This is a genomic window from Spirillospora sp. NBC_01491, assembly GCF_036227065.1.
GTDB lineage: Bacteria > Actinomycetota > Actinomycetes > Streptosporangiales > Streptosporangiaceae > Spirillospora > Spirillospora xylanilytica.
Genome location: NZ_CP109432.1, coordinates 883,543 through 909,723 on the forward strand (window position 1 = coordinate 883,543; position 26,181 = coordinate 909,723).

26 protein-coding genes are annotated in these 26,181 nt (G+C 73.7%); 10 read left to right on the forward strand and 16 right to left on the reverse strand.

The window, feature by feature from the left end:
* Window positions 1–151: 151 nt before the first annotated feature.
* Entirely contained in the window at window positions 152–601 is a 450-nt protein-coding gene (locus OHA34_RS04320; protein WP_329520776.1) for a hypothetical protein, read from the forward strand.
* Window positions 602–659: 58 nt separating this feature from the next.
* Here OHA34_RS04320 and OHA34_RS04325 read toward each other — a convergent pair whose 3' ends face one another.
* Window positions 660–1,526 carry a haloalkane dehalogenase gene (locus tag OHA34_RS04325; RefSeq protein WP_285943187.1) on the reverse strand — a complete coding sequence of 289 codons (867 nt, stop codon included), beginning with the start codon at window positions 1,524–1,526 and terminating at the stop codon, window positions 660–662.
* Between the two features lie 139 nt (window positions 1,527–1,665).
* On the opposite strand from OHA34_RS04325, the gene OHA34_RS04330 reads away from it, so the two are divergent.
* Window positions 1,666–2,520 (forward strand): MarR family winged helix-turn-helix transcriptional regulator, encoded by an 855-nt coding sequence (locus OHA34_RS04330; RefSeq protein ID WP_285943185.1) that lies wholly within the window; start codon window positions 1,666–1,668, stop codon window positions 2,518–2,520.
* Window positions 2,521–2,701: 181 nt separating this feature from the next.
* On the opposite strand, the gene OHA34_RS04335 is transcribed toward OHA34_RS04330, so the two are convergent.
* Both OHA34_RS04335 and OHA34_RS04340 read right to left on the reverse strand, forming a co-directional pair.
* On the reverse strand, window positions 2,702–2,986 hold the full coding sequence (locus OHA34_RS04335) for a hypothetical protein (RefSeq protein WP_285943854.1): 285 nt from the start codon (window positions 2,984–2,986) through the stop codon (window positions 2,702–2,704).
* Complete coding sequence (locus OHA34_RS04340) at window positions 2,941–3,192, reverse strand: DUF4158 domain-containing protein (protein WP_443029614.1); 252 nt, start codon at window positions 3,190–3,192, stop codon at window positions 2,941–2,943. Before OHA34_RS04340 ends, OHA34_RS04335 begins: the two co-directional genes overlap by 46 nt.
* Before the next feature lie 242 nt (window positions 3,193–3,434).
* On the opposite strand from OHA34_RS04340, the gene OHA34_RS04345 reads away from it, so the two are divergent.
* Window positions 3,435–3,608, forward strand: coding sequence for a hypothetical protein (locus OHA34_RS04345; RefSeq protein ID WP_329520777.1), 174 nt, complete (start codon window positions 3,435–3,437; stop codon window positions 3,606–3,608).
* A 58-nt stretch (window positions 3,609–3,666) separates the two neighbouring features.
* Complete coding sequence (locus tag OHA34_RS04350) at window positions 3,667–4,569, forward strand: aminoglycoside phosphotransferase family protein (protein WP_329520778.1); 903 nt, start codon at window positions 3,667–3,669, stop codon at window positions 4,567–4,569.
* 181 nt (window positions 4,570–4,750) lie between these two features.
* Here the strand turns inward: OHA34_RS04350 and OHA34_RS04355 are convergent, their stop codons facing one another.
* The 5 genes from OHA34_RS04355 to OHA34_RS04375 all read right to left on the reverse strand — a co-directional run bounded on the left by OHA34_RS04355 (window position 4,751) and on the right by OHA34_RS04375 (window position 11,555).
* The gene (locus OHA34_RS04355) at window positions 4,751–6,637 is read right to left on the reverse strand and encodes a glycoside hydrolase family 3 protein (protein WP_285943181.1); all 1,887 of its coding nucleotides are present in this window, start codon (window positions 6,635–6,637) and stop codon (window positions 4,751–4,753) included.
* 121 nt (window positions 6,638–6,758) lie between these two features.
* Window positions 6,759–8,078: an AI-2E family transporter gene (locus tag OHA34_RS04360; RefSeq protein WP_285943179.1), complete on the reverse strand. Its 1,320-nt coding sequence runs from the start codon at window positions 8,076–8,078 to the stop codon at window positions 6,759–6,761.
* 302 nt (window positions 8,079–8,380) lie between these two features.
* Window positions 8,381–9,652: a hypothetical protein gene (locus tag OHA34_RS04365; RefSeq protein WP_285943177.1), complete on the reverse strand. Its 1,272-nt coding sequence runs from the start codon at window positions 9,650–9,652 to the stop codon at window positions 8,381–8,383.
* 61 nt (window positions 9,653–9,713) lie between these two features.
* Window positions 9,714–10,430: a TetR/AcrR family transcriptional regulator gene (locus tag OHA34_RS04370; protein WP_329520779.1), complete on the reverse strand. Its 717-nt coding sequence runs from the start codon at window positions 10,428–10,430 to the stop codon at window positions 9,714–9,716.
* A 90-nt stretch (window positions 10,431–10,520) separates the two neighbouring features.
* Window positions 10,521–11,555, reverse strand: a complete 1,035-nt coding sequence (locus OHA34_RS04375) for an EamA family transporter (protein WP_329520780.1) — start codon at window positions 11,553–11,555, stop codon at window positions 10,521–10,523.
* Window positions 11,556–11,670: 115 nt separating this feature from the next.
* Between OHA34_RS04375 and OHA34_RS04380 the strand changes: the two genes are divergently transcribed.
* Both OHA34_RS04380 and OHA34_RS04385 read left to right on the forward strand, forming a co-directional pair.
* Complete coding sequence (locus tag OHA34_RS04380; protein ID WP_329520781.1) at window positions 11,671–14,535, forward strand: hypothetical protein; 2,865 nt, start codon at window positions 11,671–11,673, stop codon at window positions 14,533–14,535.
* A gap of 135 nt (window positions 14,536–14,670) precedes the next feature.
* Window positions 14,671–15,843, forward strand: a complete 1,173-nt coding sequence (locus OHA34_RS04385; protein ID WP_329520782.1) for a helix-turn-helix transcriptional regulator — start codon at window positions 14,671–14,673, stop codon at window positions 15,841–15,843.
* Window positions 15,844–16,153: 310 nt separating this feature from the next.
* Here OHA34_RS04385 and OHA34_RS04390 read toward each other — a convergent pair whose 3' ends face one another.
* Both OHA34_RS04390 and OHA34_RS04395 read right to left on the reverse strand, forming a co-directional pair.
* Complete coding sequence (locus OHA34_RS04390; protein ID WP_329520783.1) at window positions 16,154–16,525, reverse strand: DoxX family protein; 372 nt, start codon at window positions 16,523–16,525, stop codon at window positions 16,154–16,156.
* 320 nt (window positions 16,526–16,845) lie between these two features.
* Window positions 16,846–17,514 carry an SAM-dependent methyltransferase gene (locus OHA34_RS04395; RefSeq protein ID WP_285943166.1) on the reverse strand — a complete coding sequence of 223 codons (669 nt, stop codon included), beginning with the start codon at window positions 17,512–17,514 and terminating at the stop codon, window positions 16,846–16,848.
* 61 nt (window positions 17,515–17,575) lie between these two features.
* On the opposite strand from OHA34_RS04395, the gene OHA34_RS04400 reads away from it, so the two are divergent.
* Window positions 17,576–18,232 (forward strand): TetR/AcrR family transcriptional regulator, encoded by a 657-nt coding sequence (locus OHA34_RS04400; protein ID WP_285943164.1) that lies wholly within the window; start codon window positions 17,576–17,578, stop codon window positions 18,230–18,232.
* A 442-nt stretch (window positions 18,233–18,674) separates the two neighbouring features.
* On the opposite strand, the gene OHA34_RS04405 is transcribed toward OHA34_RS04400, so the two are convergent.
* The 3 genes from OHA34_RS04405 to OHA34_RS04415 form a co-directional block, all read right to left on the reverse strand.
* Window positions 18,675–18,878, reverse strand: a complete 204-nt coding sequence (locus tag OHA34_RS04405) for a DUF3040 domain-containing protein (protein ID WP_285943163.1) — start codon at window positions 18,876–18,878, stop codon at window positions 18,675–18,677.
* 56 nt (window positions 18,879–18,934) lie between these two features.
* Entirely contained in the window at window positions 18,935–20,527 is a 1,593-nt protein-coding gene (locus OHA34_RS04410; protein WP_329520784.1) for a glycoside hydrolase family 10 protein, read from the reverse strand.
* 97 nt (window positions 20,528–20,624) lie between these two features.
* The gene (locus tag OHA34_RS04415) at window positions 20,625–21,827 is read right to left on the reverse strand and encodes an erythromycin esterase family protein (protein WP_329520785.1); all 1,203 of its coding nucleotides are present in this window, start codon (window positions 21,825–21,827) and stop codon (window positions 20,625–20,627) included.
* Window positions 21,828–21,885: 58 nt separating this feature from the next.
* Between OHA34_RS04415 and OHA34_RS04420 the strand changes: the two genes are divergently transcribed.
* Window positions 21,886–22,617 (forward strand): TioE family transcriptional regulator, encoded by a 732-nt coding sequence (locus OHA34_RS04420; RefSeq protein ID WP_329520786.1) that lies wholly within the window; start codon window positions 21,886–21,888, stop codon window positions 22,615–22,617.
* A 96-nt stretch (window positions 22,618–22,713) separates the two neighbouring features.
* Here the strand turns inward: OHA34_RS04420 and OHA34_RS04425 are convergent, their stop codons facing one another.
* The gene (locus tag OHA34_RS04425; RefSeq protein WP_329520787.1) at window positions 22,714–23,616 is read right to left on the reverse strand and encodes an SDR family NAD(P)-dependent oxidoreductase; all 903 of its coding nucleotides are present in this window, start codon (window positions 23,614–23,616) and stop codon (window positions 22,714–22,716) included.
* Window positions 23,617–23,680: 64 nt separating this feature from the next.
* Here OHA34_RS04425 and OHA34_RS04430 point away from each other — a divergent pair, with 64 nt between their 5' ends.
* Both OHA34_RS04430 and OHA34_RS04435 read left to right on the forward strand, forming a co-directional pair.
* Complete coding sequence (locus tag OHA34_RS04430) at window positions 23,681–24,286, forward strand: TetR family transcriptional regulator (RefSeq protein WP_329520788.1); 606 nt, start codon at window positions 23,681–23,683, stop codon at window positions 24,284–24,286.
* Window positions 24,287–24,417: 131 nt separating this feature from the next.
* Window positions 24,418–25,218 carry an inositol monophosphatase family protein gene (locus OHA34_RS04435; RefSeq protein WP_329520789.1) on the forward strand — a complete coding sequence of 267 codons (801 nt, stop codon included), beginning with the start codon at window positions 24,418–24,420 and terminating at the stop codon, window positions 25,216–25,218.
* 96 nt (window positions 25,219–25,314) lie between these two features.
* On the opposite strand, the gene OHA34_RS04440 is transcribed toward OHA34_RS04435, so the two are convergent.
* Both OHA34_RS04440 and OHA34_RS04445 read right to left on the reverse strand, forming a co-directional pair.
* The gene (locus OHA34_RS04440) at window positions 25,315–25,527 is read right to left on the reverse strand and encodes a hypothetical protein (protein WP_329520790.1); all 213 of its coding nucleotides are present in this window, start codon (window positions 25,525–25,527) and stop codon (window positions 25,315–25,317) included.
* Complete coding sequence (locus tag OHA34_RS04445) at window positions 25,524–26,168, reverse strand: NAD(P)H-dependent oxidoreductase (protein ID WP_329520791.1); 645 nt, start codon at window positions 26,166–26,168, stop codon at window positions 25,524–25,526. Before OHA34_RS04445 ends, OHA34_RS04440 begins: the two co-directional genes overlap by 4 nt.
* Window positions 26,169–26,181 lie beyond the last annotated feature (13 nt).

Sequence of the window (26,181 nt, forward strand, 5' to 3'; positions counted from 1 at the left end):
CACCGGGGCGGCGGGGCCGCACCGAATTCGCGTGACAGATGTCATCGAGAGCACACGACATCTCCACATCGACACCTATGGTTTGGCACCACTGGTCATCTGCCGCCGTGAGCACTGTGAAGGGCACACCCGCGCGGCAAGGACTCGCACAATGAGCGTCGCCAACCTGAATTGGCCGGTCACGGGGCTGGCCTGTCGGTGGTTTGGTGTGATCGTGCCGGCCCGGACGGGGTTGCGACCTCGAGATCGTCTGCCAGTGTCGGAGGTGCTTTCCGGAGCGAGCGGATGGCGTGGAGAGCTTGACGTCGTGTCCGAAGCCGACGCGTGTGGCGGTAAAGCAGGCCCACGGCTCGATGGTTCCGTTGTCGGGCCAACCGGCCTTGACGTTCTCGCACGGCGGGTTGCCGCGCTTACGGGTGGGATGCCCGCAGAAGGTGTTGTAGTCGTCGCGGTCGATGAGGATCTTGCGGAACCGGGCACGCAACGTGGCGCGTTCGGCGACAACCCCGGCGACGTGCTCGCGGTCATCCGGATCACCATGAGCCTGCCAGTCCCAGACTTCCAGCAACCGCCGCCACAGCCGGAACTGATTCGGGTGTGAGTAGTCGAGGTACAGGAGATCCCGGTGAGATTTTTTGAGAGCTTAAGGACGACGTCGTTCAGATGAGGTGATGGCGGTTCAGCCAGCCGGCGATGGCCTGGCCGATGGCGTGGGGCTGGTCTTCGGGGGCCTGGTGGCCGGCGGGTCCGATCCCTTCGATTTCGAGGGCGGCGATGCTCTGGCGGGCCCAGTCCACGATCTCGGGGGAGGCGATACCGACCCCCTCCTCGACCGTGAGGAGAAGTTTGGGCACCTCGGGGCTGCCGGCGAGCCATTCGCCGTAGGCGTCCATGCGCTCGGCCACATCGGCCGGTTCGCGGTCGTAGGGAATCTCGCGAGGCCACTGGAGCAGCGGACGGCGCGACGCAGGGTCGGTGTAGGGCGCGCGGTAGACGTCGTGGTCCTCTGGGCTGAGACCTGTCTTGATGGCGAACGGGTGGGGCAGGGCGAACTCGATGGCGGCATTCTCCTCCAGCAGTAGCCGCTCGCCGAGCCCGGGGGTGCGCAGCGCCTTGGAATGGTCGATCACGTCCTGCGGTAGCTCCGCCCACATCTGCGGTCGCAGGAACGTCTCCAGGACGGCGACGCCGCGCACCTGGTCGGGGTGGCGTGCGGCACGGTCCAGGGCCAGTGCGCCGCCCCAATCGTGGCCGACCAGGACGGCCTCCTTCAGCTCCATGGCTTCGAACCACGCGTCCAGGTAGCGGGCGTGGTCGGCGAAGCGGTAACCGATGTCGGGCTTTCCGGAGGCGCCCATCCCGATCAGATCAGGGGCCAGGACCTTGGCGCGATCGGCGACGTGCGGGATGACGTTGCGCCAGATGTGGGACGAGGTGGGGCTGCCGTGCAGGAACACCACGGGCGACTCGCCCTGCCCGGTCTCTGTGTAGGCGAGGTGGGAGTCGAGGACGGCGACAGTGTGCATGATCGTCAGACCCTTCGCTGGTTTGGTACCTGGAATCTAGATCTACACTCCTCCAACTGTCAACATTCCAACTAATGTCGATGCAACCGTCACTGACAGAAGTATCAGCCTGCTAACATCACGCCCGGAGGTGAGGCTCGTGCCCGACCAGGCAGGAAACGCCGTCGACGACGAATCCGGACCGCTGCATGCGACCACCGGTCACCTGATGCGCCGCGTGTTCACGACCGTCACCGCTCACGCTGTGCAGGACGGGCCCCAGACGCGCGAGTTCGTGGTGCTCGACATCCTCGCCGACGCGGACGCCCCCTCCCAGCAGGACCTCGCCCACCGACTCGGCATCAACCGCACGATCATGGTCAGGCTGCTCGATCGGCTCCAAGAGGCGGGCCAGGTCGTCCGCACCCGCAACCCGGCCAACCGCCGCACCTACATACTGTCGCTGACCGAGGCGGGCCGTACCGCCCTGGACGGCATGCGCCAAGCCGTCGCGGACAGCGACGCCCGGGTCACCACCGCGCTCACCGACCTCGAACGGCGGCGCCTCACCGCGCTGTTGACCATGCTCGTCGCCGACGACGGGCCATCCGCCATCCACAGCATCGAGCACCTGATAGCTCAAGCCCACTACCGCCTGCGCCGTCTTGGGGATCATCGGCTCGCGGCGCACGGCCTGCGCACCCGCCACTTCGCCTTGCTGCCCGCGCTGGACCGGCTCGCCCCCTGCCCGCAAGAACAACTGGCCCGATACCTGCACCTGACCGACCCCGCCACCGCATCGCTCATCGAGGAACTGGTCCAGGTCGGTATCGTGTCCCGCGGCCAGGACCCGCACGACCGACGCCGCTATGCCCTACAGCTCACCGACCTCGGCCGCGCCCGCATGCCTGTAGTGCGTGAAGCCCTGGAGAGCATGGAGCGCGACATCGACGACGTCCTCGGCTCGGACCACGCGCAAGAACTTCGCGCCCTTCTCACCAAGCTCTTGCCGTAAGCAGATCGACACACCCCGCCGCATCTCGCAGCAGTTGGGCCGACGTTGCCGGCGGGCGGCCGCCTTGCAGGCGCGGCTGCAGTAGCGGGCGTCGATCGAGTGTTCCCTAAGGGATCCTCCAACGGAACACCGAACGGTCCGGATCGCGGCCCAGGTGGGAGTGTTCCGTAAGGGTGTTCCGTCAGGCCGGATCGCCTCCCACTGATCGCCCTCCAGCAGCTCGGCCTGAGGATTGCGCCACTTGGTGGAGGCGTCGGCGTAGATAGATCTCACGGCGCTTGAGCGCCCGCCAGAACTGCTCCAGCACGCAGAAGGCGTAGGCGTGCCGGTTCACCGCGCCGTCAGCGTGCGCAGGATGGCCGAACACCAGCCGCCTCCACGGCCCGTTCACCACCTCGACGTCGACCAGACGGCCCGGGATCAGCGGCGCGGGTAGGCGGCTGTGATAGCCGAGCACGTTCGGCACTCGGTATAGCGCTTCACCTGCGAGGAGTCATCAACCCCCAGCTGTTCAGCCACGAACTCCAGCACCACGCCCGGCACGTCCAGAGGATCCTCCAGGAACGTCCCGAGCCACCGCACCGTCACCAACTGGAGCGCGAACCCGAGCCTCATGTGCTCCCCGCGCCGCCGCCCCACCAGCGCCCGGTCCTCGTCATCGAGGAAGAACACCCGCTCCAGATCAGCCTGCGACGGCGGTCCCGTGAACCGCCCGTACGCAGCTGGCACTGGCCAGGCGGCGGCTCGGTGACGGCGTAGCCCTGCACGAGGTCGACCTGGGCGACCCTCTGCCGTTCGACGACGGCGCGCGGGATCCTCGGCCCGACTACCACGCGACCACCAGCTACACCTTCGACTGGGCCTTCAACGGCCGGTCCGTCCCGATGAGGTTGTGGCGCAGGCCGTTGCACGCGATGACCGATGCCTTCACCGCCGCCGGCTTCCGCCTTGCCGCCATCAGCGAACCGCAGCCCGACCCGGCCGCCCGGGAAGCGTTCCCGGATGGCTTCCAGGACCTTTCGACCAATCCCAACTTTCTGTTCTTCGTCGTCGAAGTACCGCCGTCGGCCACCGGCTCGGGCGGCTGACCCTCGCGGGTCACGAGGGGAGCCAGAGTCGGCGCCTGCCCTTGTACTGTCGCGTCGTATGAACGACCCCGAGATCGAGATCACCGCAGACCTGGTCCACGCCCTGCTGCAGGAGCAGCATCCGGACCTTGCGGGGCTGGCCGTGCGCGAGGTGGCGGGCGGATGGGACAACCAGCAGTGGCGCCTTGGGGACGAGTTGGCCGTGCGCATGCCGCGTACGGAGCGTGCCCCGGATCTCCAGCGCAAGGAGTGCCGGTGGCTGCCCGTCCTGGCCCCGCGCCTGCCGCTCCCGGTCCCGGTCCCTGTACGGATCGGTGAACCGTCCGCGCGATTCCCGAAGCCCTGGACCATCATGACGTGGGTTCCCGGCGAGCCACTGGACCACACCTCGATCAGCCGCGGCGACCACGCGGCCGACACTCTGGCGGGCTTCCTCAGAGCGCTCCACGTGGAGGCACCCGCCGAGGCGCCGACCAGTTCGGACCGCGGCGCTCACCCCAAGCAGTACACCGACGGCTTCGACCACTTCTTTCACGCCGTCGCCCTGGGCGGCATCGCCGACGAGGTCCGAGCCGTCTGGGATGACGCCGTTGCGGCCCCCGAGTGGGAGGGCCCGCCGGTTTGGGTGCACGGTGACCTTCATCCCGCGAATGTCATCGTCTCGGACGGGACGCTCTCGGGCGTGATCGACTTCGGTGACATGCTCGCCGGTGATCCGGCGTGGGACCTCGCGGCCGCATGGGTGGTCCTTCCCGCGGGCGGCGCCTCACGCTTCTTCGACGTATACGCGCATGCGGACGAGGCGGCGCTCCGGCGCGCCCGCGGGCTCGCCGCTCTGAAAAGCCTGATCCTCATGCTGATGGGCCAGAACGGAGACCGGGGCCTTCCTGGCGGCAAGCCGACATGGGGACCCGCAGGCCGGGCAGCGCTCGATCGTGTTCTGCAAGGCAGTGTGATGTAGGCACGGGAGCGGAGCGACGATGTTGCAGCTCTCGGAGACCAGCAGCGCGACCAGGGAGACGAGCAGACGACATTTTGGCCCCGGCCGCCGCTCTCGGTAACGACGGTCTCCACCTTCGCCTCATCGCCTCCCACCGCGGCCCGTCCAGCAGCCGGGCCCCCCTACCAGGGCCGACGAAGGCTTAGCGCCGGTTTTCGTTCCGATGTTCTTCAACCTCCGGGTAGGCCAGGCCGTGCCCGAAGGGGTAGAGGGTCCGTCCGGGCCGGTCGTGGACGGGGATCGGTACGGGGAGGCGGCCCTTGGGCGGGTTGTCCCCGAACAGGGTCGCGGCGGCGGCCCGGATGGCCTCGGTGGTGTGGGAGTAGGCGGCCAGGTAGGTGGGGACCTCGGTGAACCAGGCGATGTCGTGGGGGTCGCGGGCGGCGATGACGATGACGGGTGTGCCGGTGGCCGCGAGCGCCTTGACCAGGTTCGTCTGCCCGGGGCCGTTGTGGGGGCCGCCGGTCTGGACGTCCCAGGCGCGGTTGGTGACCGCGATGACCAGGTCCCGGCCGCGGGCGGCGGCGACGGCCCGGCCGATCTCGGCGGGGCCGGGGCTGAGGCCGGTCTCGTGGACGGTGGCGGCGGCTCCGCGGCGGCCGAGTTCGGCGGCGAGGGTGGCGGCGGGCCCGTCGGGTCCGGGGCCCCATCCGGTGACCAGGACGTCGCGGGGGCCGGGTTCGAGCGGCAGGAGCCGGGCGTCGTTCTTGACCAGGGTGGTGGCGGCGTCCGCGGCGCGCCGCACGGCGGCCAGGTGCGCGGGGGTGCCGACGAGGTCGTCCAGGCGGGCCTCGTCGGCGTAGGGGTCGCGGAACAGGCCGCGTCTGCGTTTGAGGTCGAGGATCCGGTAGAGGGAGGCGTCGATGCGGTCCTCGGTGAGCTCGCCGCGGCGGACGGCGTCGACGACGGCGTGGAGCTGGGTGGCGAACACGCCGTTCCCGGAGGCGTCGGCGGGGGGTTTGAGTAGGACGTCGACGCCGGCCTTGAGGGCCAGGACGGGGACGCGGTCGTCGCCGTACTTGTCGCGGACGCCCTGCATGTCGAGGGCGTCGGTGACGACGACGCCCTCGTAGTGGAGCCGGTCGCGCAGGATGCCGGTGACGATGGGGCGCGACAGGGTGGCGGGGTCGCCGGAGGGGTCGAGGGCGGGGACGACCAGGTGGGCGGTCATGATCGAGTCGGCGCCGGCGGCGATCGCGGCGCGGAAGGGCGGCAGGTCGGTGCGTTCCCACTGCTCGCGGGTGTGGGTGATGGTGGGGACGCCGGTGTGGCTGTCGACGGTGGTGTCGCCGTGGCCGGGGAAGTGCTTGACGGTGGGCGTCACTCCCCCGGCGCGGTAGCCGCCCGTCTGGGCGGTGACCATGCGGGAGACCAGGGCGGGGTCGGAGCCGAAGGACCGGACGCCGATGACGGGGTTGGCGGGGTTGACGTTGACGTCGGCGTCGGGGGCGTAGTCCTGGTTGATCCCGACGGCGCGGAGTTCGCGGCCGGTGACGGCGGCGATCTCGCGGGCGGTGGCGGTGCTTCGTCCGGCGGCCAGGGCCATGCTGCCGGGCGACTGGGCGGCGGGCGGCGGGACGCGGGTGACGGCGCCGCCCTCCTGGTCGGTGGCGATGGTCGCCGGGACGCGGTGCGGCTGGGCGAGCGCGGCGCGCTGGATGCCGTTGGAGAAGGCGGCGAGCTGGCGGGGGCCGGTGATGTTGGCGGGGTCGGCGGCGTAGTAGATGATCCCGCCGGGCCGGTAGCGGGCGATGACCTGGGCGGCGTTGTCGACGCCGTACAGGCGTCGGTTGCGTGCGACGTCGCCCGGGTCGCGGGTGTCGGCGCTCTTGCCGTGGACCTGGATGACGAACAGCTGCGCGGCCTTCTCCTCCAGGGTCATGGAGGCGATGAGGCGGCGGAGCCAGGGGTCCTCGCCGGGGGTGCGGCCGGGGGCGGGCGCGGCGCCGGCGCCGGTGGCGGAGGTGGGTCCGGCGGTCATGGCGACGGCGGCCGTGGCGAGCAGGGCGAGGCGGCGGGGACGGCGCATGGCGGCTCCTGGCGGGTGCTCGGGTGCTCGCTGTCGGGTGGGCGGGGCGGTGCTGGTCCGGCTCGCACGGTAGTCGCGGGCCGGCCGGGGGGCCCGGGCGGAGGCCGGTGGTCGGCGGCCGTCACCGTCGGTCCCGCCTGTCCTGCCCGTCCTCGTCGGGACTTGCGCGTCCTTCGGCCTCGTCGCCCTCGCCGGGTCCGCGGTCGCGGGGGCGGCGGCGGCGGGGGCGGGGGCGGCGGCGGGCGGGGGTGGTGAGGGGGTGTTCCTCGACGGTGTAGCGGCGGATGTAGGCGCCGAGGAAGGCCTGGAGGCTGGCGCAGACGGGCAGGGCGAGGAGGGCGCCGACGGGTCCGATGATCGCGGTTCCGGCCAGGACGGTGCCGAACGCGACGGCGGGGTGCATGTCGAGGGTGCGGGCGGTGATGCGGGGCTGGAGGAGGTAGTTCTCGAGCTGCTGGTAGGCGGTGATGAACAGCAGTACCCACAGTGCGGTGGAGGGCGAGTGTGCGAGCCCGACCAGGACGGGGACGGCGCCGGCGAGGTAGGTGCCGACGGTGGGGATGAACTGCGACACCACGCCGACCCACAGCGCGAGGGTCAGCGCGTAGGGGACGTGCAGCAGGGACAGGGCGGCGAAGTGGGCGATGCCGGAGATCAGGGCGAGCAGGGCGCGGGAGTAGATGTAGCCGCCGGTCTTGGCGACGGCGATCTCCCAGGCCCACAGGACCTGGCGTTGCCGGTGCGGCGGGAGCAGTGAGCACACGGTGCGGCGGAACTGGGGGCCCTGCGCGGACAGGTAGAAGGTGAACAGCAGTATGCCGAGGCCCTGGAACAGGACGCCGATGGCGGTGGCGCCGATGCCCCAGACGTTGCCGGCCAGCGAGGACAGGTGTCTGGAGAGTTGGTCGGCGGCGCTCGGGAGCTTGTCGAACAGGGTGGCCTGGGACAGGTGCGCGCCGGTGGTGTCGTTGATCCAGCCGATGACCTCGTCGATGTAGCCGGGCAGGCCGTTGACCAGGTTGGTGGCCTGGGCGACGACCAGGGATCCGAGGATGCCGAAGAAGCCGCCGACCAGCAGGGCGATGAGCAGGAACATCGCGCCGGTGGCCAGGCCCCGGCGCCAGCCGCGGGCGGCGAGCCAGGTGACGGCGGGTTCGATCGCAAAGGCGATGAACAGGGAGGTGAGCAGGAGGAGGAGCAGGCCGCGCAGCCGTTCCAGCAGCCACAGCCCGGCGACGAACAGCAGCACGGTGCCGCCGGCGAGCAGGAACGCCCGTGGCAGCCAGGGCGGCATCCGCCGCGTCCCGCCGCCCCGGGTGCCGGGCGGTGGCGTCTCGCCTTCGGTCCCGCCCGTCCAGCGGGTCGCGCCGGTCGCCTCGCCGGTCGCGCCGCCGGTTTCGCCGTGCCCTTGCGGGGGCGGGTCGGCGGGCGTCTGCGGCATGGCCCGCACGCTAGCGGCGGGGTGGGAGCGTGCTGTGGCGGACGCTCCTCTGCGGAGGCAACCTTTGCCGAGACTTCAGCCCGCTGCGTCTGCCGGGGAGCGGGGACAGGCGGCCGGCGCCTCGTCGGTGTCGGTGTCGTCGTTGGTGACGATGCCCAGAGGTGGAGTCCGGTCCGCCCGACGTGCCCGGCACAGTTCCCGTGGTCTGATTGAAGTGGTCCGCGGCGCCGGGGGCAACCGGTTTGCCCGATCGTCTTACGTGCGGCCGGGGCGGGGCGGCCTCTCGGGGCGGTCCTGCCCGGTCATGCGGGCAGGACGCCGAGGAGGCGGTCGGCCTGCCGGTCGAGGGCGTCCAGGCGGGCGTGCAGGGCGGCGCGGAGCCAGGGGGCGCCGGCGTCGCAGTGCCCGAGCATCCAGGGCAGCAGCCCGGCGAGGTCGTCGTGGTTCGGGAGGCCGCGCCGGGGTGGTGCGGGATGGGGCGGTGCTGGATGGGGTGGTGCGGGGTCGTGGCCGCCGGGTGCGGGGTGGCAGAACACCACGGGCGTGGTGACGCCGGTGTGCGGGAGTGCGGCGATGATGCGGGCCAGGTCGCCGGGGTGGTGGTCCTCGTGGCCGCCGGGGACGACGGCGACCAGGTCGGGTGCGGCGGCGAGGGCGTCCAGGACGGCCGTGGCGAGGTCGGCGGCGACGCGGGGGGCGGGTGCGCCGCCGATCTCGATGACCTCCAGGTGTGCGCAGGTCTCGGCGAGGGCGGTGCGCAGTGCGGCGGCCTGCGGTGGTGCGCCGCTGTGGCCGTCGTGGCCGGGTGCGGGCGTGCCGGTGTCCAGGACGAGGGTGAGGGCGCCCTCGAAGCGGTGGCAGGGGGGCACGGCGGCGTTCAGGTGGCGGCCGAGCGCGGCGCAGGGGTCTTCGGCGGGATCACCGCGGTGGACGGGATCGGCGGCGCCGGCGTCCCGGTCGGTGCCGGTGGTGGGTTCGGCGGTGGTGGGTTCGGCGGTGGCGTAGAGGGCGCGGACGCGGGGCAGTGCGAGGTCGGGTGCGGTGAGGAAGCGCAGGAGGCGGCGCTGGAGGTAGTCCGAGCCGGTGTCTCCTTCGGCGACGCGGCGGGCGCAGCCGCGGGCGGTGGCCTTGCCGAGGGCGTGTTCGAAGCAGTCGACCAGGGCGGGGCGGCGGGCGGCGATGAGGGCGTCGGCGCCGGGGTGCTCCAGGACGAACCGCAGCGCGGTGCGGGTGGTGTGCTTGTGGTTGGCGCGCAGCCGGCGCAGGCCGAGGAGCACGGTGACGACGTGCGCGGGCGGCAGCGCGAGGGTGAGGACGCGGGCGGTGCGCGCGAGGGTGGCGCGGGTGGTGTCGTCGAGGCCGGCGTGGGAGGCGGCCAGGACCTGGAGCAGGACGCGGGCGCGCTGCCAGGGCCGGACGCCGGGGGCCAGGCCGAGCAGGGCGTAGCGCTCGGGGCCGGCGGTGTAGGCGGCGCGGTGGAAGTCCGCGTCGTCCCAGCACAGGGTGCCGCCCCGGGGCAGGCTCAGGGCTTCGCCGCGGGTCTGTAGGTGGGCCAGGAGAGTGGGGGTGTCCATGATTGTTCGCCTCCGCAACCATGGAGTCTAAGAATCGCCGGGAGGGCCCGGACACTCATTTTCACCCGGGAGGCCGTCCGGGCCCTGGTCCGGGGGTGTCGCCGGGGGGGCGGGCGCCGTAGCCGCCGATGCCGTGTTCGAGGAGGTCGAAGGCGTGGCGGGCGTTGGCGTAGACGGTGTCGCGCATGTCGGCGAGGGTCTGGCCGGCGAGCCTGCGGCGCAGGACGTCGCCGGTCAGCTCCCGCTGCACAGCGAAGATCATGGCGGCGACGGCGCGGGGGGCGAGGTCGTCGGGGGCGGCGCCGGTCTCCTCGGCGAGGAGGTCGGCGAGCCGGTCCTGGGCGAGTTGGCCGATCTCGCGCTGGCGGGCGGTGAGGGCCGGGGAGGCCTGGACGGTGCGGGCCCAGGTTTCCGAGCCGTCGTGGAAGCCGGTCCGGTGGGCGCCGGTGTCGAGTCCGTCCAGGTGGAGGCGGCGGAACACGGCGGCGGCCGATTCGCCGGGCCGGCGCAGGCGGAAGGCCTGGGCGGCCTGCTCGACGGTCTCTTCCTGGCGGTCGAAGAACAGGTCTTCCTTGGTCTTGAAGTAGTTGAAGACGGTGTTGACCGAGACGTCGGCGGCGCGGGCGATGTCGGCGACGGTGACCTGGTCGAAGCCGTCGCAGGTGAACAGGCCGGTGGCGATGTCGGAGATCCGGCGCCGTGTGGCGAGCTTCTTGCGCTCGCGCAGCCCGAGTTCGCGCGTGCCCGGTCCGGCAGCCGGGGCGACCTGTTCCGCCATGCCGCAGATCCTACCTTCGATGACGTGACCCAATACTTGGTGTGACTAAAATTTTGGGGTTACTCTACGGTGGTGCTGCTGCTGGTGGTGTCAGTGGCCCTCGGTGCCGGCCGGTTCCGCCGGGAGAACGGCTGATCCCGCGGCGCCGGCGGTGTCGGCGGCGGGCGTCCGGTCGATCACCGCACGCTGGGCGATGAACGCGCCGGTCAGGACGATGGCGCCGCCGGCCAGCTGCACGGGCGCGAGGCGCTCGCCGAGCACGGCCCAGGCGATGAGCGTCGCCGCGACCGCCTCGGTGTAGCAGATCGCCCCCGCGACCTGCGCCGACAGGCGCTGCACCCCGGCGACGCCGGTCACGTACGCCAGCACGGTGCTGACCAGGACGATCCAGGCGGCCGGCAGCCAGGCGGGCGCGGTGTGCCCGGCGATCGGGACGGTGCCCGCCAGCACGGCCCAGGGGACCGTCCAGGGCGCGCAGAGCGCGGTGAGCACGGCGGCGGCGACCACGCTGCCGGCGGCGGTCATGACCAGCGGGTCGATCCGCCCGGTGAGGCGGTCGACCAGGATGAAGTAGGCGGCCTGGCAGGCGGCGGCGGCGATCCCGGCGGCCAGGCCGAGGGCGTCCAGCCGCAGGCCGGTCCAGACCTGCACCACCAGCGCCAGGCCCGCCATCGCGACCGCGACGCCGAGGACCGCGGTGCGGTGCACGGGCGCGCGCCGCACCAGGCGCAGCCAGCCCAGCACCATGACGGGCCCGGTGAACTCCAGCAGGATCGCGACGCCGACCGGCAGCCGGGACGCCGCCAGGAAGTAGAACGCCTGGCAGCCCGCCACGCCCGTCAGCCCGTACAGGGCCAGGCGGGGCAGGTGCGCGCGGACGCCGCGGACGGCGGCCCGCCCGCGCAGCGCCGCCACCAGCGGCACCAGCACCAGGGCGGCGGCGGCGATCCGCAGCCACACCGCCTGGAGCGGGTTCAGCCCGGCGCCGATGAGCGCCTTGCCGAACGGGCCGGACGCGCCGAAGCAGACCGAGGAGAACACCGCCAGGCCGAGGCCCTTCGCCCGCGCCCGTCCCGCGCCCCCGGCCAGGCCGCCGCCCGGGCCGCCAGCCGCGACCTCCGCCACCGTCCACCTCCGCTCGCCCCGATCACGAGCATCGTGCCATAACGCTCCTTACCGGTCGATGCCGGAGATCGCGTGGATGGCGGTCGATCCACGCGAGACCACTACTATTCGCCGAGTGAGCTGGCAGGCGGCCGGGGCGGGACCCGGCGGAAGCGGAGCCGGAGCGGACGCGGACGCGGACGCGGGTGCGGACCTGTTCGCGGCGGTCGAGACCAACGTGCGGGATCTGGTCGCCGCGCCCTGGTGGGCGGCGGCGGCACCGCAGCAGCGCGCCGAGCAGATCGCCGCGCGGATGCTGTGGGGCGCCGGCGAGTGGTGGCTGTTCGGCGCCTGGGGCCGCTGGTACCGGTGCGGCCTGGACGGGACCTGGCACCCCTGCCCCCCGCCCGCGGACCCCGGCGACCGCCGCGCCGTCGTCCCCGCCCCGCCCGGCGCCGCGACCCCGCGCGTCCCCCCGCAGCTGTTCCCGACCGGCCCCGACCTGGCCGCGGGACGGATGGCCTCGCCCGGCTTCCTCGGCCCGGTGCCCGACACCGCCGTGGTCGCCGGGATCTCCCAGGCCCTCACCACCGCGCTGGCGGTCGACCCGGCGCAGTTCGCCCAGCGCGACCCGATGTTCCAGCCCGGCACCCCCAGCACCGTCGCCGCCGCCTGGGGCGCGCTGCTGTGGTGCGCGGGCGCGCCGGTCGCGCTGACCGAGCACCCGCTGATCGAGTCGTTCGTGCCGTTCCTGACCACCTCGGCCGAGCGGCTCCACTGGATGATGCCGCCCGACTTCGGCACACTGGCCGGCTACTACATTCACCGGCTCGGCGCCGGCGACATCGGCGGCGCCGCGCACATCGCCCGGGTGATGTACGAGGTCGCCTCCGGCCTCCAGGGCGACCCGCGGTTCCGGCCCGGAGCCGACGCGCTGGCCGCGGTGACCGGCGCGTCCCTGCGGATGGCGCAGCAGGACATGGCCACGGTCCGGTACGGGCCCGAGGCGATCCTCCAGGAGTGGCGGCGCCGCTGCCCCGCCGAGTTCGCCACGCCGATGGTCCGCGACACCGCCCCCGGCGAGTACCTGCGGCTGGCGCTGTACGACCTCCAGCAGATCGTGGCGGGGCTGACCGGCCCGCGGCATCCGGCCGGCGGGCGCGGGCACGACGAGGTGCGCCGTGCCGGGATCGCGGTGCTCGCCGCCGACCTCCAGGCCGCGCCCAACGCGCTGGCCGCGCTCGCGCCCTGGCTCGACCCCGACAGCGCCCGGACGCTCCAAGCGGTGCTGACCGATCCGGCGCATCCGCTGCGGTCGCTGTGGCCGCGCGACGGGCGGCTGCCCGACGCGCTGCGCAGCGATGACCCCGACGCGCTGGCGGCGCTGCTGGCCACGACCTACACCCTCGGGCTGACCTGGTGCCGGCTGGCGCAGGTGCCGCCGCCCGCGACCGGGTTCGCGGTGCCGCAGGCGGTCGCGGCCGAGCTGACCTCCCCGGCGATGCACAGCCCACCCTCCACCGACGAGCTGAGCGCCTGGGACATCATCAAGGCGGCCCGCGCGCACCTGGCCTCCGAGCGGCAGGCGCAGGGCGGCGACCAGCCGGTCGCACCGGCGCCCGAACCGGCCGGGGAGCCGCCGGGCCCGCCGCCCGCGGTCGCGCCGATCGGGCCGCCGTCCGGGCCGATCGGCGCGGACGGCGGCCCCGGCCCCATGCCCGACGTGCCCGGCCCCGGCCCCGGCCCGGGTCCGGGTCCGGGTCCGCTGGGTGCGGGGTCGCCGGTGCCGCCGCCTGCGCCGCTCGATCCGTTCGGGCCCCGTGCCGAGTCCGCCCCCTCCCCTGCCGCCGAGGAGGTCGGGCCGCGGCCCGACCCGTTCGCCGCCGACGTCCCGCCGCCGAGGATCCCGCCCCCTCCCCCGCCGCCCGCTCCGGCCGAGGCGCCGCCTTCCCCCGCGCCGTTCTCCGCGCCGCCGGGGCATCCGCCCGCACCGCCGATGCCGCCCGCCGCGCCCGCGCCCGCGGTGTTGGAGTGGCCGGCCGAGCCGTCCGCGACGCAGTTCGACCCGGATCCGCGCGGCCGGGATCCGCACGCCACGCAGCTCGACCCGGGTCGGGAGCGGCAGGTGGGGCTGCCGCCGCCGCCCGCTCCGGTGCCCGAGCCGCCGCCGCCGATGCCGCCCGCGCCCGCTCCCGAGCACGGCGCGCAGATCGCCGAGGTCCGCGGGGTCCGGTTCCTGTGCGGCGCCGACGACATCGGGCGCGTCGTGACCGAGGTGCGACGGCGCGGGAAGTGGTCGCAGCGGCTGCGCGGGCAGGAGGCGACGAGCGCGTCGGTTCCGGCGCTGCTGCTCATCGGCGCGCCGTCCAGCGGGCAGCGGCGGCTGGCGCGGATGGTCGCCGGTGCACTGGCCGAGGTGGAGGTCTCCAGCGGCGAGGTCCGCAGCGTGCACGCCGAGGACCTGCGCGACCTCGGCCCCGCGGGGCTGCGGGCGGCGCTGGAGGAGCACGCGGGGCACACCCTGCTGCTGGACGGGCTCGACGCGCTGATCCTGGACGAGCCGCAGGGCGCGGCCTACACCTCGGTCCTGTACCGGGCCCGCCTGGAGAACGTCAGCGACACCACGCTGCTGGCGACGTGCGAGCCGGACCGGGTCGGCGAGCTGTCGGCGGCGTCGCCGGAGCTGATGACCGACCTGCGGGCCGTCCGGCTGCCCGACTTCGGCGACGGCGGGGCGCGCGCCGCGCTGCTGTCGCTGCTGGCCGGGGAGCGGCGGATGCGGGTGGGGCCGGACGCCTGGGAGGTGGTGCGCGGTGATCTCGGCGCGCTGCGGGGGCGGGGCCGGGTGACCGGCGCCCGGCTCGTCGAGGCGTACCTGGACCGGGCCGCGACGCGGCGGCTGGGCCGGGCCGAGGGGACGCAGGCGCTCGGCAGCGCGTCGTCGCTGACGCTGTCGCGGGCCGATTTCGAGGGCGTGGCCGGGGAGCTGTCCGCGCCCTGACCTCGCCTGGCCTCACCTCGCCGGGACACGTCCGGGGAAGCGGCCGGGACGGGTGCCTGGGACGGGTCTGGTAGCGGTCGCGGTGGATCCCGGCGGGGGCCGCATAATGTCGGCGGCGCGGGTCACGATGGTGGGGTGGACCGTGAAGACCGGTTGCTGGCCCTGGTCGCCGAGTTCCGCGCGGCCTCGCCCGAGCCGCTGGGGCCGCGGGTGCTGGCGGGGCGGCTCGGGGTGAGCGAGCGGACCGTGCGCCGCGATGTGGAGCTGCTGGTCCATGGGGGCCTGCCGGTGCGGCCCGGGCGGGGGCGCGGCTATGTGCTGGCGCCCGGTCCGGCTCCTGCGGCGTTGTCCGAGGCGGCGTCGCTGGTGGGGCCGGTCCGCGACACGCTCGCCGAGGCGGTGCGTTCCCGCCGGGTGGTGCGGCTGGCCTACACGGGCCGGTCGGGTGGCCGGACGTTCCGTGACGTGGAGGCGCACGGGCTGGTCATCGCCCCGTACGCGGAGTACCTGGTGGGTTGGTGCCGGTTGCGTGACGCGGCGCGGATGTTCCGGCTCGACCGGATCGGCGCGGCGTTCCTGTCGGGGCGGGGCGCGGGGCCGCGCGATCTCGACGAGCTGCTGGCGGCGCTGCGGGTGCCGTTGCCGCGTCCGCCGTCGGACGCGGCGCCGCCGGGGCCGCGCAGGCCGGGTGGGCCGTCCGGGGCGGGGGGCGCGGCGGGGGCGGTGCGGGCTCGCGCGTGGACGCTGGACCGGGTGGAGTCGGTGCGGGGGCGGCTGGGCGGGGTGGTGGCGGAGGCGCGCGCCGGGCCGGAGGGCGCGGCGGCGCTGCGGGGGGTGCTGGGGCATCTGGCGGAGTGGTCGCGCTGGCAGGTCGCGGCGGTGCGGGCGGCGGCGACGGGTGAGGATCCGGTGCTGGAGGGGCGGCGGCCGGTGTTCCCGCCGGGGTTCGGCGGGGATCTGCCGTACGCGGTGCGGGAGCGGATGATCCAGGACGCGATGGCGGTGCGTTCCCTGGGTGAGGTGGCGCGTGATCTGCGGGAGGTGCTGGAGGGGGCTGCGCATTGGGCGGCGGGCTGCGACGAGGTGCTGTGGGAGGGGCCGCTGCCCGATCCGCGTCCGTTCGGCCCGCCGGGGCCGCCGCGTCCGCTGGCCGATCTGCTGGCGGGGTGGCGGGGGCCGCTGGCGCATGTGGAGTGGCATCTGGACCGGCTGGCCGACGACCGTCCGCGTCCCCCGGACGGCGCCGTCGAGGGCGCCGGTGAGGACGAGGAGGTGTGGGTCGTCGACCGCTGCCCGTTGCAGGTGTGACGGCGCCCGGCCTTCTCAGATCAGCCCGCCCCGTTGCCGCTGCCGTAGACGCGGCTGTTTAGGCCGTGCAGGACGCGGGAGAACCACACGGTCTTGCCGGTGCCGGTGCCGGTGCCGGTGCCGTCGTGGTCGGGGTGGGCGCCGAAGTCGGTGGTGAGGGCCTCGACGAGGAGGAGGCCGCGGCCGGCTTCGGCTCTGGTGGAGCACTCAAGGCGATGTGGCCGGTCGTCTGCGGCGGTGCGGCTTTGTACCGGCGGGCTCAGTGATGAGCAGGCGCGGCGTCGGTGTGGTCGGCAGGGCAGCGGGGCTTCTATAGCGTGTGGGGGCCGAAGCGCCCCCAGGCGATGACTGCCGCTGCGATCAGCAGTACCGCGTTGAGCGCGATCGCTGTGGACTCTTTGCGTCGCAAGTGGGTGAGCGCGGCCAGCGCCATCAGCAGAGCCAGGCCAGTGGCTGCCAGGGGGGTGAGGATCGGGACGAGGCCGGTGGCGGCGGGCAGGATGAGTCCGAGCGCGCCGACCAGTTCGGCGAGACCGATGAATCGGACGGCGTGGGTGGAGAAGTCGACCGTCCAGGGCAGCTTGGGTTCGAGTTTGTCCTTGGGCTGGGTCGAGGTCATCACGCCCGCGGCGCCGAACAGCGCTGCGAGTGCCGCTTGCAGAATCCACAGCAGCAGGTTCATGTCTGGGTTTCCTCATCGTTCAGGGGGTTCAGGGAGGCGGGAACACCGGATGGTGGCGTTCGGGAGGGGAGCTGGAGCCGGTCGCAGGCCCTGTGTGGGCGCGGCTTGACGACTGCGGGCCATGAATCGCCGTGCCCGTCTGCGCTCAGGGCTGGCTGCTGATGTCGGCCCGGTGGTGCAGCCGCACTGGGGTGTGGGTCGCGATTCAACCTGTAGGCATTGTCTTGCGAGCCGACGCAGCGCGCGTGATGCCGACCGGTGTCCGCCCGCAACTACGGCGGGCTCGTGGCCTCGGGAGAACACCGGCCGGCTGATGCTTCCTAGGCGCTGCGGCGCAGCGTGAACCAGGAGGTCGGCACCGAGTTGGTGCCCGGTGTGACGTCGAGTAGTTCCCAGCCGGGGAACCTGGCGCAGAGCTCGTCGGCTGTGACGCCCGCCGCCCACGACGTGACCTCGGGCTTCGGATTGCCGAGCGGCTCGGGGCCGTACCCGAACATCAGCAACCGTGCTCCGGGAGCGGTGCGGTGGGTGAGCCCGGCGGCGTAGGCGTCGCGGCGGTGCAGCGGGACCCCGCAGTAGCAGCTCAGGTCGAAGAACAGGTCGAAGGGGCCCGGCACGTCCAGCTCGTCGAGGCGGGTGGCGTCCCCGTGCAGCAGCCGTACCTCCACTCCCGCCGCCGCAGCCTTCTCCCTGGCCTGGTCGACAGCTCGGTCGATCAGGTCGACGGCCGTCACCTCCCAGCCGTGCCGTGCGAGGTAGGTGGCGTTGGTCCCCGTGCCGCAGCCGAGTTCCAGGGCGCGGCCGGGCGGCAGCGCGCCGTGCCCCTCTACCAGGGCGACCAGCTCGGGCGGCGTCACGCCGGTGTCCCACGGTGGCTTGCCGGTGCGGTAGTAGCCCTCCAGTGCGCGGTGGACGGACTCCTCCTCAGGGTCTCGCTGCGTTGAGGCCAGGTCCGGTTCCGGCTTCTGGGTGGCGTTGGGCTGGTCCATCGTCTCCTCCAAGAATCTAGAGTTAAACTCTAGTGACGTGCTCTAGAGATATACTCGCAATATGGACAAAGTCAAGCGGCCGGACAAGCGGGCCGAGCGCTCACGCCGCACCCGTGAAAAGGTCGTCGAGGCGGCTCGCGAGCTGTTCGTCGCGCAGGGTTACGGGGCGACGAGCCTGCAGGAGGTCGCGGACCGGGCGGGCGTGGCCGTCCAGACGGTCTACTTCGTCTTCGGCAACAAGCGCACGCTGTTCAAGGACGTTGTCGACACGTCCATCGCCGGTGACGCCGAGCCGGTCGCCACCATGGATCGTGAGTGGTTCCGCGCCGCGTGCGCCGAGCCCACCGCAGCCGGGCAATTGCGCGCGCACGTCCACGGCACCAGCGAGATCCTGGGCCGGGTGGCCCCGATCATGCCGCTGATCGCGGCCGCCGCGGCCACCGATCCGCAGATCGCCGCGCAATGGCCCGACGGCCCCGACCTGCGCTACACCGTGCAGCACGCCGCGGCCCAGACGCTGGCCGGCAAGCCCGGAGCCCGCCCCGACGTCTCCGTCGAGACGGCCGCCGACCTGCTGTTCGGGCTGCTCAGCCCGCAGCTGTACCTGCTCTTCGTCCAGGACCGCAACTGGTCGCCGGAAGAGTGGGAAGAGTGGGCCTACGCCACTTTGACCGCCCAGCTCTGCACCGCCCCTGCGGCAGGAACGGGGCGCCCGTAGAACCACGGCCAGGACGACCATGCTCCAGAACCCCGTAATTCCTCGCCCGGCTCTGCCCTGCGTCCATCGGTGGTGAGGACGCTCCGGGGGCGGGGGTGGTGCACGGGTCCACACAATCCTCACTCCGAGGTCAGGTGACGCAGGACACGTGGGCCCGGGGGGAGGGTGCACCCCCTGGTTGCCGTTATGGTGGACGAGGTCGGTGTGGCATGTGTCCCCCGGGCTCTACACAACGCCTTCGAGGAATACCGTCGGGCCCTCGGTCCGGGCTGGAGCTTCGTTGTGCCTTTCGCCGTGAGGCGGCCTACCACACCGGCCGACGCGTCGAGGCCCCGGCGAGATCTGATCTCGCCGGGGCCTCGGCGTTCGCGTTGCCGGTGGGAGGGCGGGCACCGTGGAGGCGCCGTGCCGCCGTCCGGCGCCGTACGCGGCGCCCGCCCTCCTACGACATGACGATGACGACCGTGGCGACGGCGGCCGTCAGCACGCAGGCGCCGGCGACCGCCAGCGCCGTGATCAGGGCGATCCGGCGGCGGCGCCGGGGGGTGCCGAGTTCGGACAGCCGATGGGCCAGCCGCGGGTCGTTCTCGCTGAGGTGGACCTCGATCTGGGTGAGGATCTGCTGCTCCTCCATCGACAGCGCCATGCTCATACCTCCGGGGGGCGTTCCAGTGCCTGGTTCCTCCCCCGGCTTCAAGATCATTATCCCCGGGGGGCGGTAACCGTTGCGCCGCGTCCGGGGGCGCTCTCGTGGTGCAGCCGGTCCAGTGCGGTGACGTAGTAGGTGTAGGTGCGGCCGGGCCGGGCGGACGGGTCGACGATGCCGCCGCCGCGGACGGCGGCGACGAGGCGGGCCGGGTCGACGGCGGCGCACGCGGGGGCTTTGCCGTCGACGCGGTAGACGCCGTAGGCAGTGGCGTCGCCGGCGGGCCGCCACTGGACCTGGACGCCCTTGGCGCCGCCGGCGGCGGGTCCGGCGCGCAGGCCGCGGGCCGGTGCGGGGGCCTGCCCGCCGCGTCCCTGCACCACGGGCGGGATCGCGGGGCGGGGGTAGTGGTCGTCGCGGAGCCGCTGGGCGAAGCCGCGGCGGTTGGAGGCCAGGTCGGCGGCGGAGAAGTAGACGTCGCCGCGGACGGCGGGGTGGCGCCGGTTGAGGTCGAGGTGGCGTCCCAGCTCGGCGGGCTTCTTCCAGGTGGCGTCCTCGCCGACGCGGTAGGCGGCCTGGCCGATGCTGAGCTGGACGCGGGTGCCGGCGACCTGGCGGGACCACCAGTCGACGAGGGTGGCGTAGTCGGCGCGGGCGTCGCCGACCGCCCAGTACAGCTGGGGGGTGACGTAGTCGATCCAGCCCTGCTTGATCCATTTGAGGGTGTCGGCGTACTGGGCGTCGTAGCTCTCCAGGGCCTTGGTGGCCGAGCCCTTGGGGTCGGTGGTCTTGTTGCGCCACACGCCGAAGGGGCTGATCCCGAACCGCATCCAGGGTTTGGCGCGGTGGATCTGCTCGGAGAGGGTCCGTACGAGGGTGTCGACGTTCTGCCGGCGCCAGTCGGCCTTGTCCATGCCGCGGCCGTGGGCCTTGTAGGTGGCCTTGTCGGGGTAGTCGGCGGCGCCCTCGGGATAGGGGTAGAAGTAGTCGTCGAAGTGGACGGCGTCGATGTCGTACTTGCCGACCACGTCCATGACGGCCTTGGTGGCCAGGTCGCGGACCTGGGGCAGGCCGGGGTCGTACCACAGGCCGGTCCCGTACTTGCGGACCCAGTCGGGGTGCTTGCGGGCGGGGCTGCCGGGCGCGAGCTTGCCGAGGTCGGACTGGCGGCTGACGCGGTAGGGGTTGAACCAGGCGTGGAACTCCAGGTTGCGGGCGTGGGCCTCCTTGAGCATGAAGCCGAGGACGTCGTAGCCGGGGTCCTTGCCCTGCTTCCCGGTGATCCACTGGGACCACGGTTCGTGCGGGGAGGGGTAGAACGCGTCGGAGTTGGGGCGGATCTGCACGAAGACCGCGTTGAGGTTCATCGCCTGGGCGGTGTCCAGGAGTTTGCGGAATCCGGCCTGCTGCCGCTCCTTGGAGGGGCTCTTGGGCCAGTCGATGCCGGCGACGGTGGCGATCCACATGCCGCGCAGTTCCCGTGAGCGCGAGTCGCCGGGCGCGGCGACGGCGGCGCATTCGGCGCGGGCGCCGCCCGGCGCGGCGGCCGGTTCGCCGCCGTGCCCGTCTCCGCCGCCGCAGGCGGCCAGCACCGCCGCAGACGTCGCCGCCGCCAGCACTCGGATTACCGTCCCCGCTCGCCATGCCATAGCGGCCCATTGTTACGTACGTGTTGTGGTGCTACGTACCGAACGCCGATGCCGGTGGCCGGGCCGGGCCGCTGCTGAGGGGGTCGATTGGGGAGGGTCAGTTCTGCGGGACGTCCTTGACGAACACGATGCCGTCGCTGTCGGCCAGGTGGGCCGGGTCGAACGAGGCGTAGCCGAACCAGGGGGATACGCGATGCGCGGGCTGGCTGTCGCCGAGCGCGATGACGAGCCGGGGGGCGTCGATGAGGCAGCGGTCCTGCGGGAGCGCGTACAGGAGTCCTTCGAGGGTGCCGGGCGGCGGGGTGTCCACTCCCCGGTGCCGGATCGTGCCGAGGGCGGTGGCCACGAAGGCGTAGTCCCGGCCCAGGTGCGCGTGCACGATCGCGCCGGCGCTCCACCACTCCAGCGGCATCCCGCCCAGCCGCATGGAGCTCTTCTCCCGCTGGAGGTGGGAGTTGTGGGCGTGGACGAACGCCGGGCCCCGCTCGGCGACGGCGAGGAGGTTGTGGGCCATCATCTGGCCCCGCACGCCGAGCAGCCGGGTCATGCGTGCCGGTGAGGTGTCGGCCATCCAGTGGTGGTAGCGCAGCAGGCCGGTGGCGGTCCGCCCGTACAGGCGGGCCCGGTCCCACTCGCCCCGCGAGGCCGCCGTGATCAGGTGCGGGGTCTGCGCGTCGAGCAGCGCCACCAGGTCGTCGGCGAGCAGCCGCAGCCGGCCGGCCTCGGCCGACTGCCCCACGGACCGGGACGGGTCCATCATCACGGCGGGGTCGGTCCACCGGTCGTCGGCGCCGATCAGACGGTCGAGCGTTTCCGCGGTGCAGGGGAGCAGGTCCGCGTCCACGTGGGCCGCGAGGTGGCCGTGGAGTGCGGTGAGGGCCTGCCGGGGGCTGGCGGCGCCGGTGATCTCCAGCGGGCCGTCGAAACCGGCGAAGCGGACCTGCTCGGACGCGGGCCGGCCGTCGTTGTGGGCGCGCATCCAGCGGACGAGCTCGCGGTTGGCCGCGGAGGCGCCGAAGCCGTGGCTGAATCCGTGCTCCATGACCTCCTCGAGGGTGCCCGTGCCCGAGGTGACGTAGTCGTCCACGACCAGGCCCATCATGCAGTCGCTCTCGATCGTGATCGTCTGGTGGCCCTCCTGCTCGACGAGCTGCCGGAAGAGCTCGTTGCGCAGCTCGAGCAGGGTGTCCTCGCCGTGGGTGGGCTCGCCCAGGGCCAGCAGCCGTGGCCGGGCCGGGAGCAGCCTCATGACGGCGGCGGCCTCGACGGCATGGGCGGTGTCGGTGATGTCGGTTGCCATGCCTTCAACGGTATCGTTGAACCTTCGGTTGAAACTTTTCCGCGACATTGGCAGGCCTATGAGGCAGAACCTTCAAAACGGTGTGCGGCTCAGGCCGGTGGATCTGGCGCGCGGGCACGGTCTGTCCACGCAGGCGGTCAGGAATTACGAGGAGGCCGGCGTCCTTCCGGCCGCCGGCCGCACACCCCACGGCTACCGCATCTACACCTCGCTGCACGCGGGGGCCCTGGACGCGTTCCTCGCCCTGGTGCCCGGCCACGGCCACCAGGCGGCGACGTCGATCATGCGGGCCGTGAACCAGGGCGCGCTCGAGGAGGCGTTCGGCCTCATCGACGAGGGCCACGCCCAGCTCCTCGACGACCGGCGGACCCTCCAGGCGGTGGAGGGCGCCCTGCGCGACCTGGGGCCGGCCGCGATACCCGGACCCGGGTCCGGGTCCGGGTCCGGCGGGACGTTCATCGGGCCGCTGGCGGGCAGGCTCGGGATCCGGCCCGCGACGCTGCGCAAGTGGGAGCGCGCCGGGCTGGTGAGCCCGCGCCGCGACCCGCGGACGGGGTACCGCGTCTACAGCGAGGCCGACGTGCGGGACGCCCTGCTGGCCCACCAGCTCAGGCGGGGCGGCTACCTGCTGGAGCAGATCGCCCCGCTGATCGCCCAGGTGCGGGCGGCCGGCGGGCTGGAGCCGCTGGAGGCCGCCCTGCGGGACTGGCGCGGCCGGCTGTCGGCCCGCGGGCGGGCGCTGCTGGCCGGGGCCGCCGAGCTGGAGGGCTACCTGCGCGAGCGCGGGTGAGTTCCGTCTGAGCTCGCGTCCGGCCGGGGGCCTGCCGGCCGGACACGTCCGTCGGGCCGATGACGTTTGGGTGGACGGTGGTCAGGGGGCCGGCGGTCAGGGGGCGGTGACGCCGCTGAGCCGTGCGCACAGGTCCCCCACCGCGCGGGTGTTGCGCTCGTCCAGGACGGTGGCGGGCCAGGGGGTGCGGCGTGAGTGGGCGTTGTAGTAGGCGCCGGTGACGCCGTCCAGGTCGGGGCTTGAGGCCAGGTGGAGGCTGGACCGGGCGGGTTTGGCGAGGTCGCTGAGCAGGAGCGGGCCGAGGAGCCGGATCAGGGGGGCCAGGGGCCGGTAGGCGTAGGGGAACGCGCGGATCGGCAGGGCCTGGTTGCCGGGGGTGTGGGCGTGCCCGGGGTAGGCGACGTTGACGGTGACGCCGGTGTCCTCCAGGCGGGCGGCGAGGTGGCGGCTCATCGCCATGACGGCGGTCTTGGCGTGGTTGTACTGGGAGAACCTCCAGCCGAGGTAGGCCTTCTCGCCCTGGAGGTTGGCGGGGTCCAGGGCGCCGCCGGGGATGCCGCCGGTGAGGTTGACCACGCGGGCGTCGCCGGCGGCGCGCAGGGCGGGCAGCAGCAGGCAGGTCAGGGTGTAGGGGGCCAGGACGTTGGCGGCGAAGGTCTGCTCCACGCCGTCGGGGGTGAGGGTCCGGGCGGGGGTCATCCCGCCGGCGTTGTTGATCAGGATGTGCAGGCGGGGGTGCCGCTGGGTGATCTCGGCGGCCAGGCGGCGCAGGTCGGCGCGGCGGGTGAGGTCGGCGGTGTGCGCGGTGATCTCGGCGCCGCCGCGGGCGAGCTCGGCGGCGGCGGCGTCCGCGCGGCGGCGGTCGCGGCCGACCAGGACCACCCGGGCGCCGAGGGCGGCGAGCCCGCGCGCGGTCTCCTTGCCGATGCCGCCGGTGCTTCCGGTCACCAGGGCCGTCCTGCCTCGCAGGGTCATCGGGGCCTGCCGTGGTTCGCTCATCCCGGCACTATATGACACCGAGTGCCATCTTTGACACCTGGTGCTGTCTCGGTAGCCTGGGCGCATGGCGCATGGGGACGGGACGGGCGGGGCGGGGCTGCGGGAGCGGACGCGGCGCGCGGTGCGGGCCGAGCTGGCCGGGGTGGCGGTGGCGATGTTCGCGGAGCGGGGGTTCGAGGAGACGACGGTGGAGGACATCGCCGCAGCGGCAGGGCTGTCCAAGCGGACCTTCTTCCGGTACTTCCCGGCCAAGGAGGACGTGGTGTTCGGCGACGTGGAGGAGGTCGCCGCGCGGATCGCCGAGGCCGTCGGGGCCCGTCCGGCCGGGGAGCCGGCGTGGACGTGCCTGCACGTGGTGCTGCGCGAGTGGGAGAGCCGGGTGCACGCCGCGCAGCGCGAGCTGGCGGGGCTGCGGCTGATCGAGTCGACCCCGGCGCTGCGGGCCCGGCTGCACCACAAGCGCGACGAGATGCGGACCCTGATCGCGCGGGCGCTGCGCGAGCGGCCGGGCGCGGAACTGGACGCCTTCACCGCCGACCTGCTGACGGGCGCCGCGGCGGCGGCGCTGGACGCGGCGGGCCGCGAGTGGCTGCGTTCGGACGGCGCCGCCGACCGCGCCGGTCTCCTCGACCGCGCGTTCGCCGCCCTCGCCCCGCCCGCCGCCGGCTAGACCCCGCCGGTGCGGCCCACCCCGCGGCGGTCCCGCGCACCGGGCGCGTGCCGCGCACCGGCCGCCGCTCCCCCGTTCGCCGCGATGATCCCGGGCGCCGGACGCGGCGGCGGTTCTGGTTTACTCCCCCGGTGGACGCTTCACTTGCCGGTACCGAGGACGTGCCCGATCTGCTGGTCAGGGCCGGAGAGCTGGCGCTCGAATGGTTCCGCGCCGATCCGGCGCGGCTGGGCGAGCTCGACAAGGGCGGGCCGGGCGGCTACGACCCGGTGACCGAGGCCGACCGGGCGGTGGAGGGGCTGCTGCGGGCCGAGCTGTCGGCGCGGTTCCCGGGCGACCGCGTGGTCGGCGAGGAGGCGGGCGCGAGCGGCCCGGGCACCAGCGGTCGGACGTGGCTGATCGACCCGGTCGACGGGACCAAGGCGTTCGTCAGCGGGGTGCCGCTGTGGGGGGTGCTGCTCGGCTTGTCGGTCGGCGGCGAGCCCGTCGCGGGCTGGCTGCGCCAGCCGTACCTGCGCGAGACGTTCAGCGCGGTCGGCGGGGCGGGCCTGTTCGAGGGGCCGGGGCTACGGTCGGCCCTGCGGACGCGGCCGACGACCTCGCTCGGCGACGCGGTCATGTACAGCACCCATCCCGGGATGTTCGGGACGCCCGCCGAGCGGGCGGCGTTCGAGAAGGTCGCCGGCGCGGTGCGGCTCCAACGGTTCGGCGGCGACTGCTACTCCTACGGGCTGCTCGCACTCGGGCAGCTGGACCTGGTGGTGGAGGCGAGCCTGGAGCCCTACGACGTCGGCGCGCTGATCCCGATCGTGCGCGCGGCGGGCGGGGTGATCACCGGGCTGGACGGGACGGCGCCGACCGGCGGCGGCTTCGTCGTCGCGGCGGCGACGGCGGAGCTGCACGCCGAGGTCCTGGACCTGATCGGCCGCTGAACCGCCCGCCGCCCTCGCATCCGCCGCGCCCGCACCCGTCCTCCCGGCTGCCGCCCTCGCCTCGGTACTCATGCCCGTCCGCACGCCCCCGGGGGGTCAGGCAGAGTCCTCGCGGAGGTGGACGCCGAGGCCGGCGAGCCCGGGGGCCAGGTCCGGGCGCAGCACCAGGTCGCCGTCGAAGTCGCCGCCGTGCTCGGGCCGGTAGGGCAGGGCCGCGTCGTCCGGGAGGCCGCGGAGCCGGTCGCGGAGCGCGGCGACGGCCTCGTCGTGGCCGTCCGCGGTGAGCCGGTCGGCGCCGAAGACCGTCAAGGGCGGCAGCGCGGCGACACCGGTATACCACAGGACGCCGTGCAGCAGGGGGAACAGGACCTCGGCGGCGTCGCCGTGCACGCCGCGGGCCCGAAGGCGCTCGCGCGGGCGCCGATGGTGGTGATCACCAGGGCGCGCTTGCCGCCCAGGCCGCCCTCTCCGTAGCGGCGGACGCGCCCGTCGGGTGCGGTGAGCCCGAACGCGAACCCCTGGACCAGGACGCGGTCGAACCAGCCCTTGAGGATCGCCGGGACCCCGGCCCACCACAGCGGGAACTGGAACACGAGCACGTCGGCCCAGGCGATCTTCTCCTGCTCGGCGCGGACGTCCTCGGGGAGGGTGCCGGCGGCGTGGGCGCGCTCGGACTCCGCGCCGACGATCAGCCGTTCCCGGGGGGCGAGGCCGTAGTCGGCGGCGCTGACCAGAGGGTTCCAGTTCATCGCGTACAGGTCCGACTCGCGGACCTCATGGCCGAGTTCCTTGAGGGTGTGCAGCCCCTCGTCGCGCAGCGCGCCGTTCAGCGAGCGCGCTTCGGGGTGCGCCAGGACCCACAGGACCTTCAGGCTCGGGCTCCCGGCGCCGCCGATCACCCCCGTGATGGTGTCGCCGGTGCTGGTGGCCGTGGTGGCGTGGGTGCTCATGGGTGTCATCATG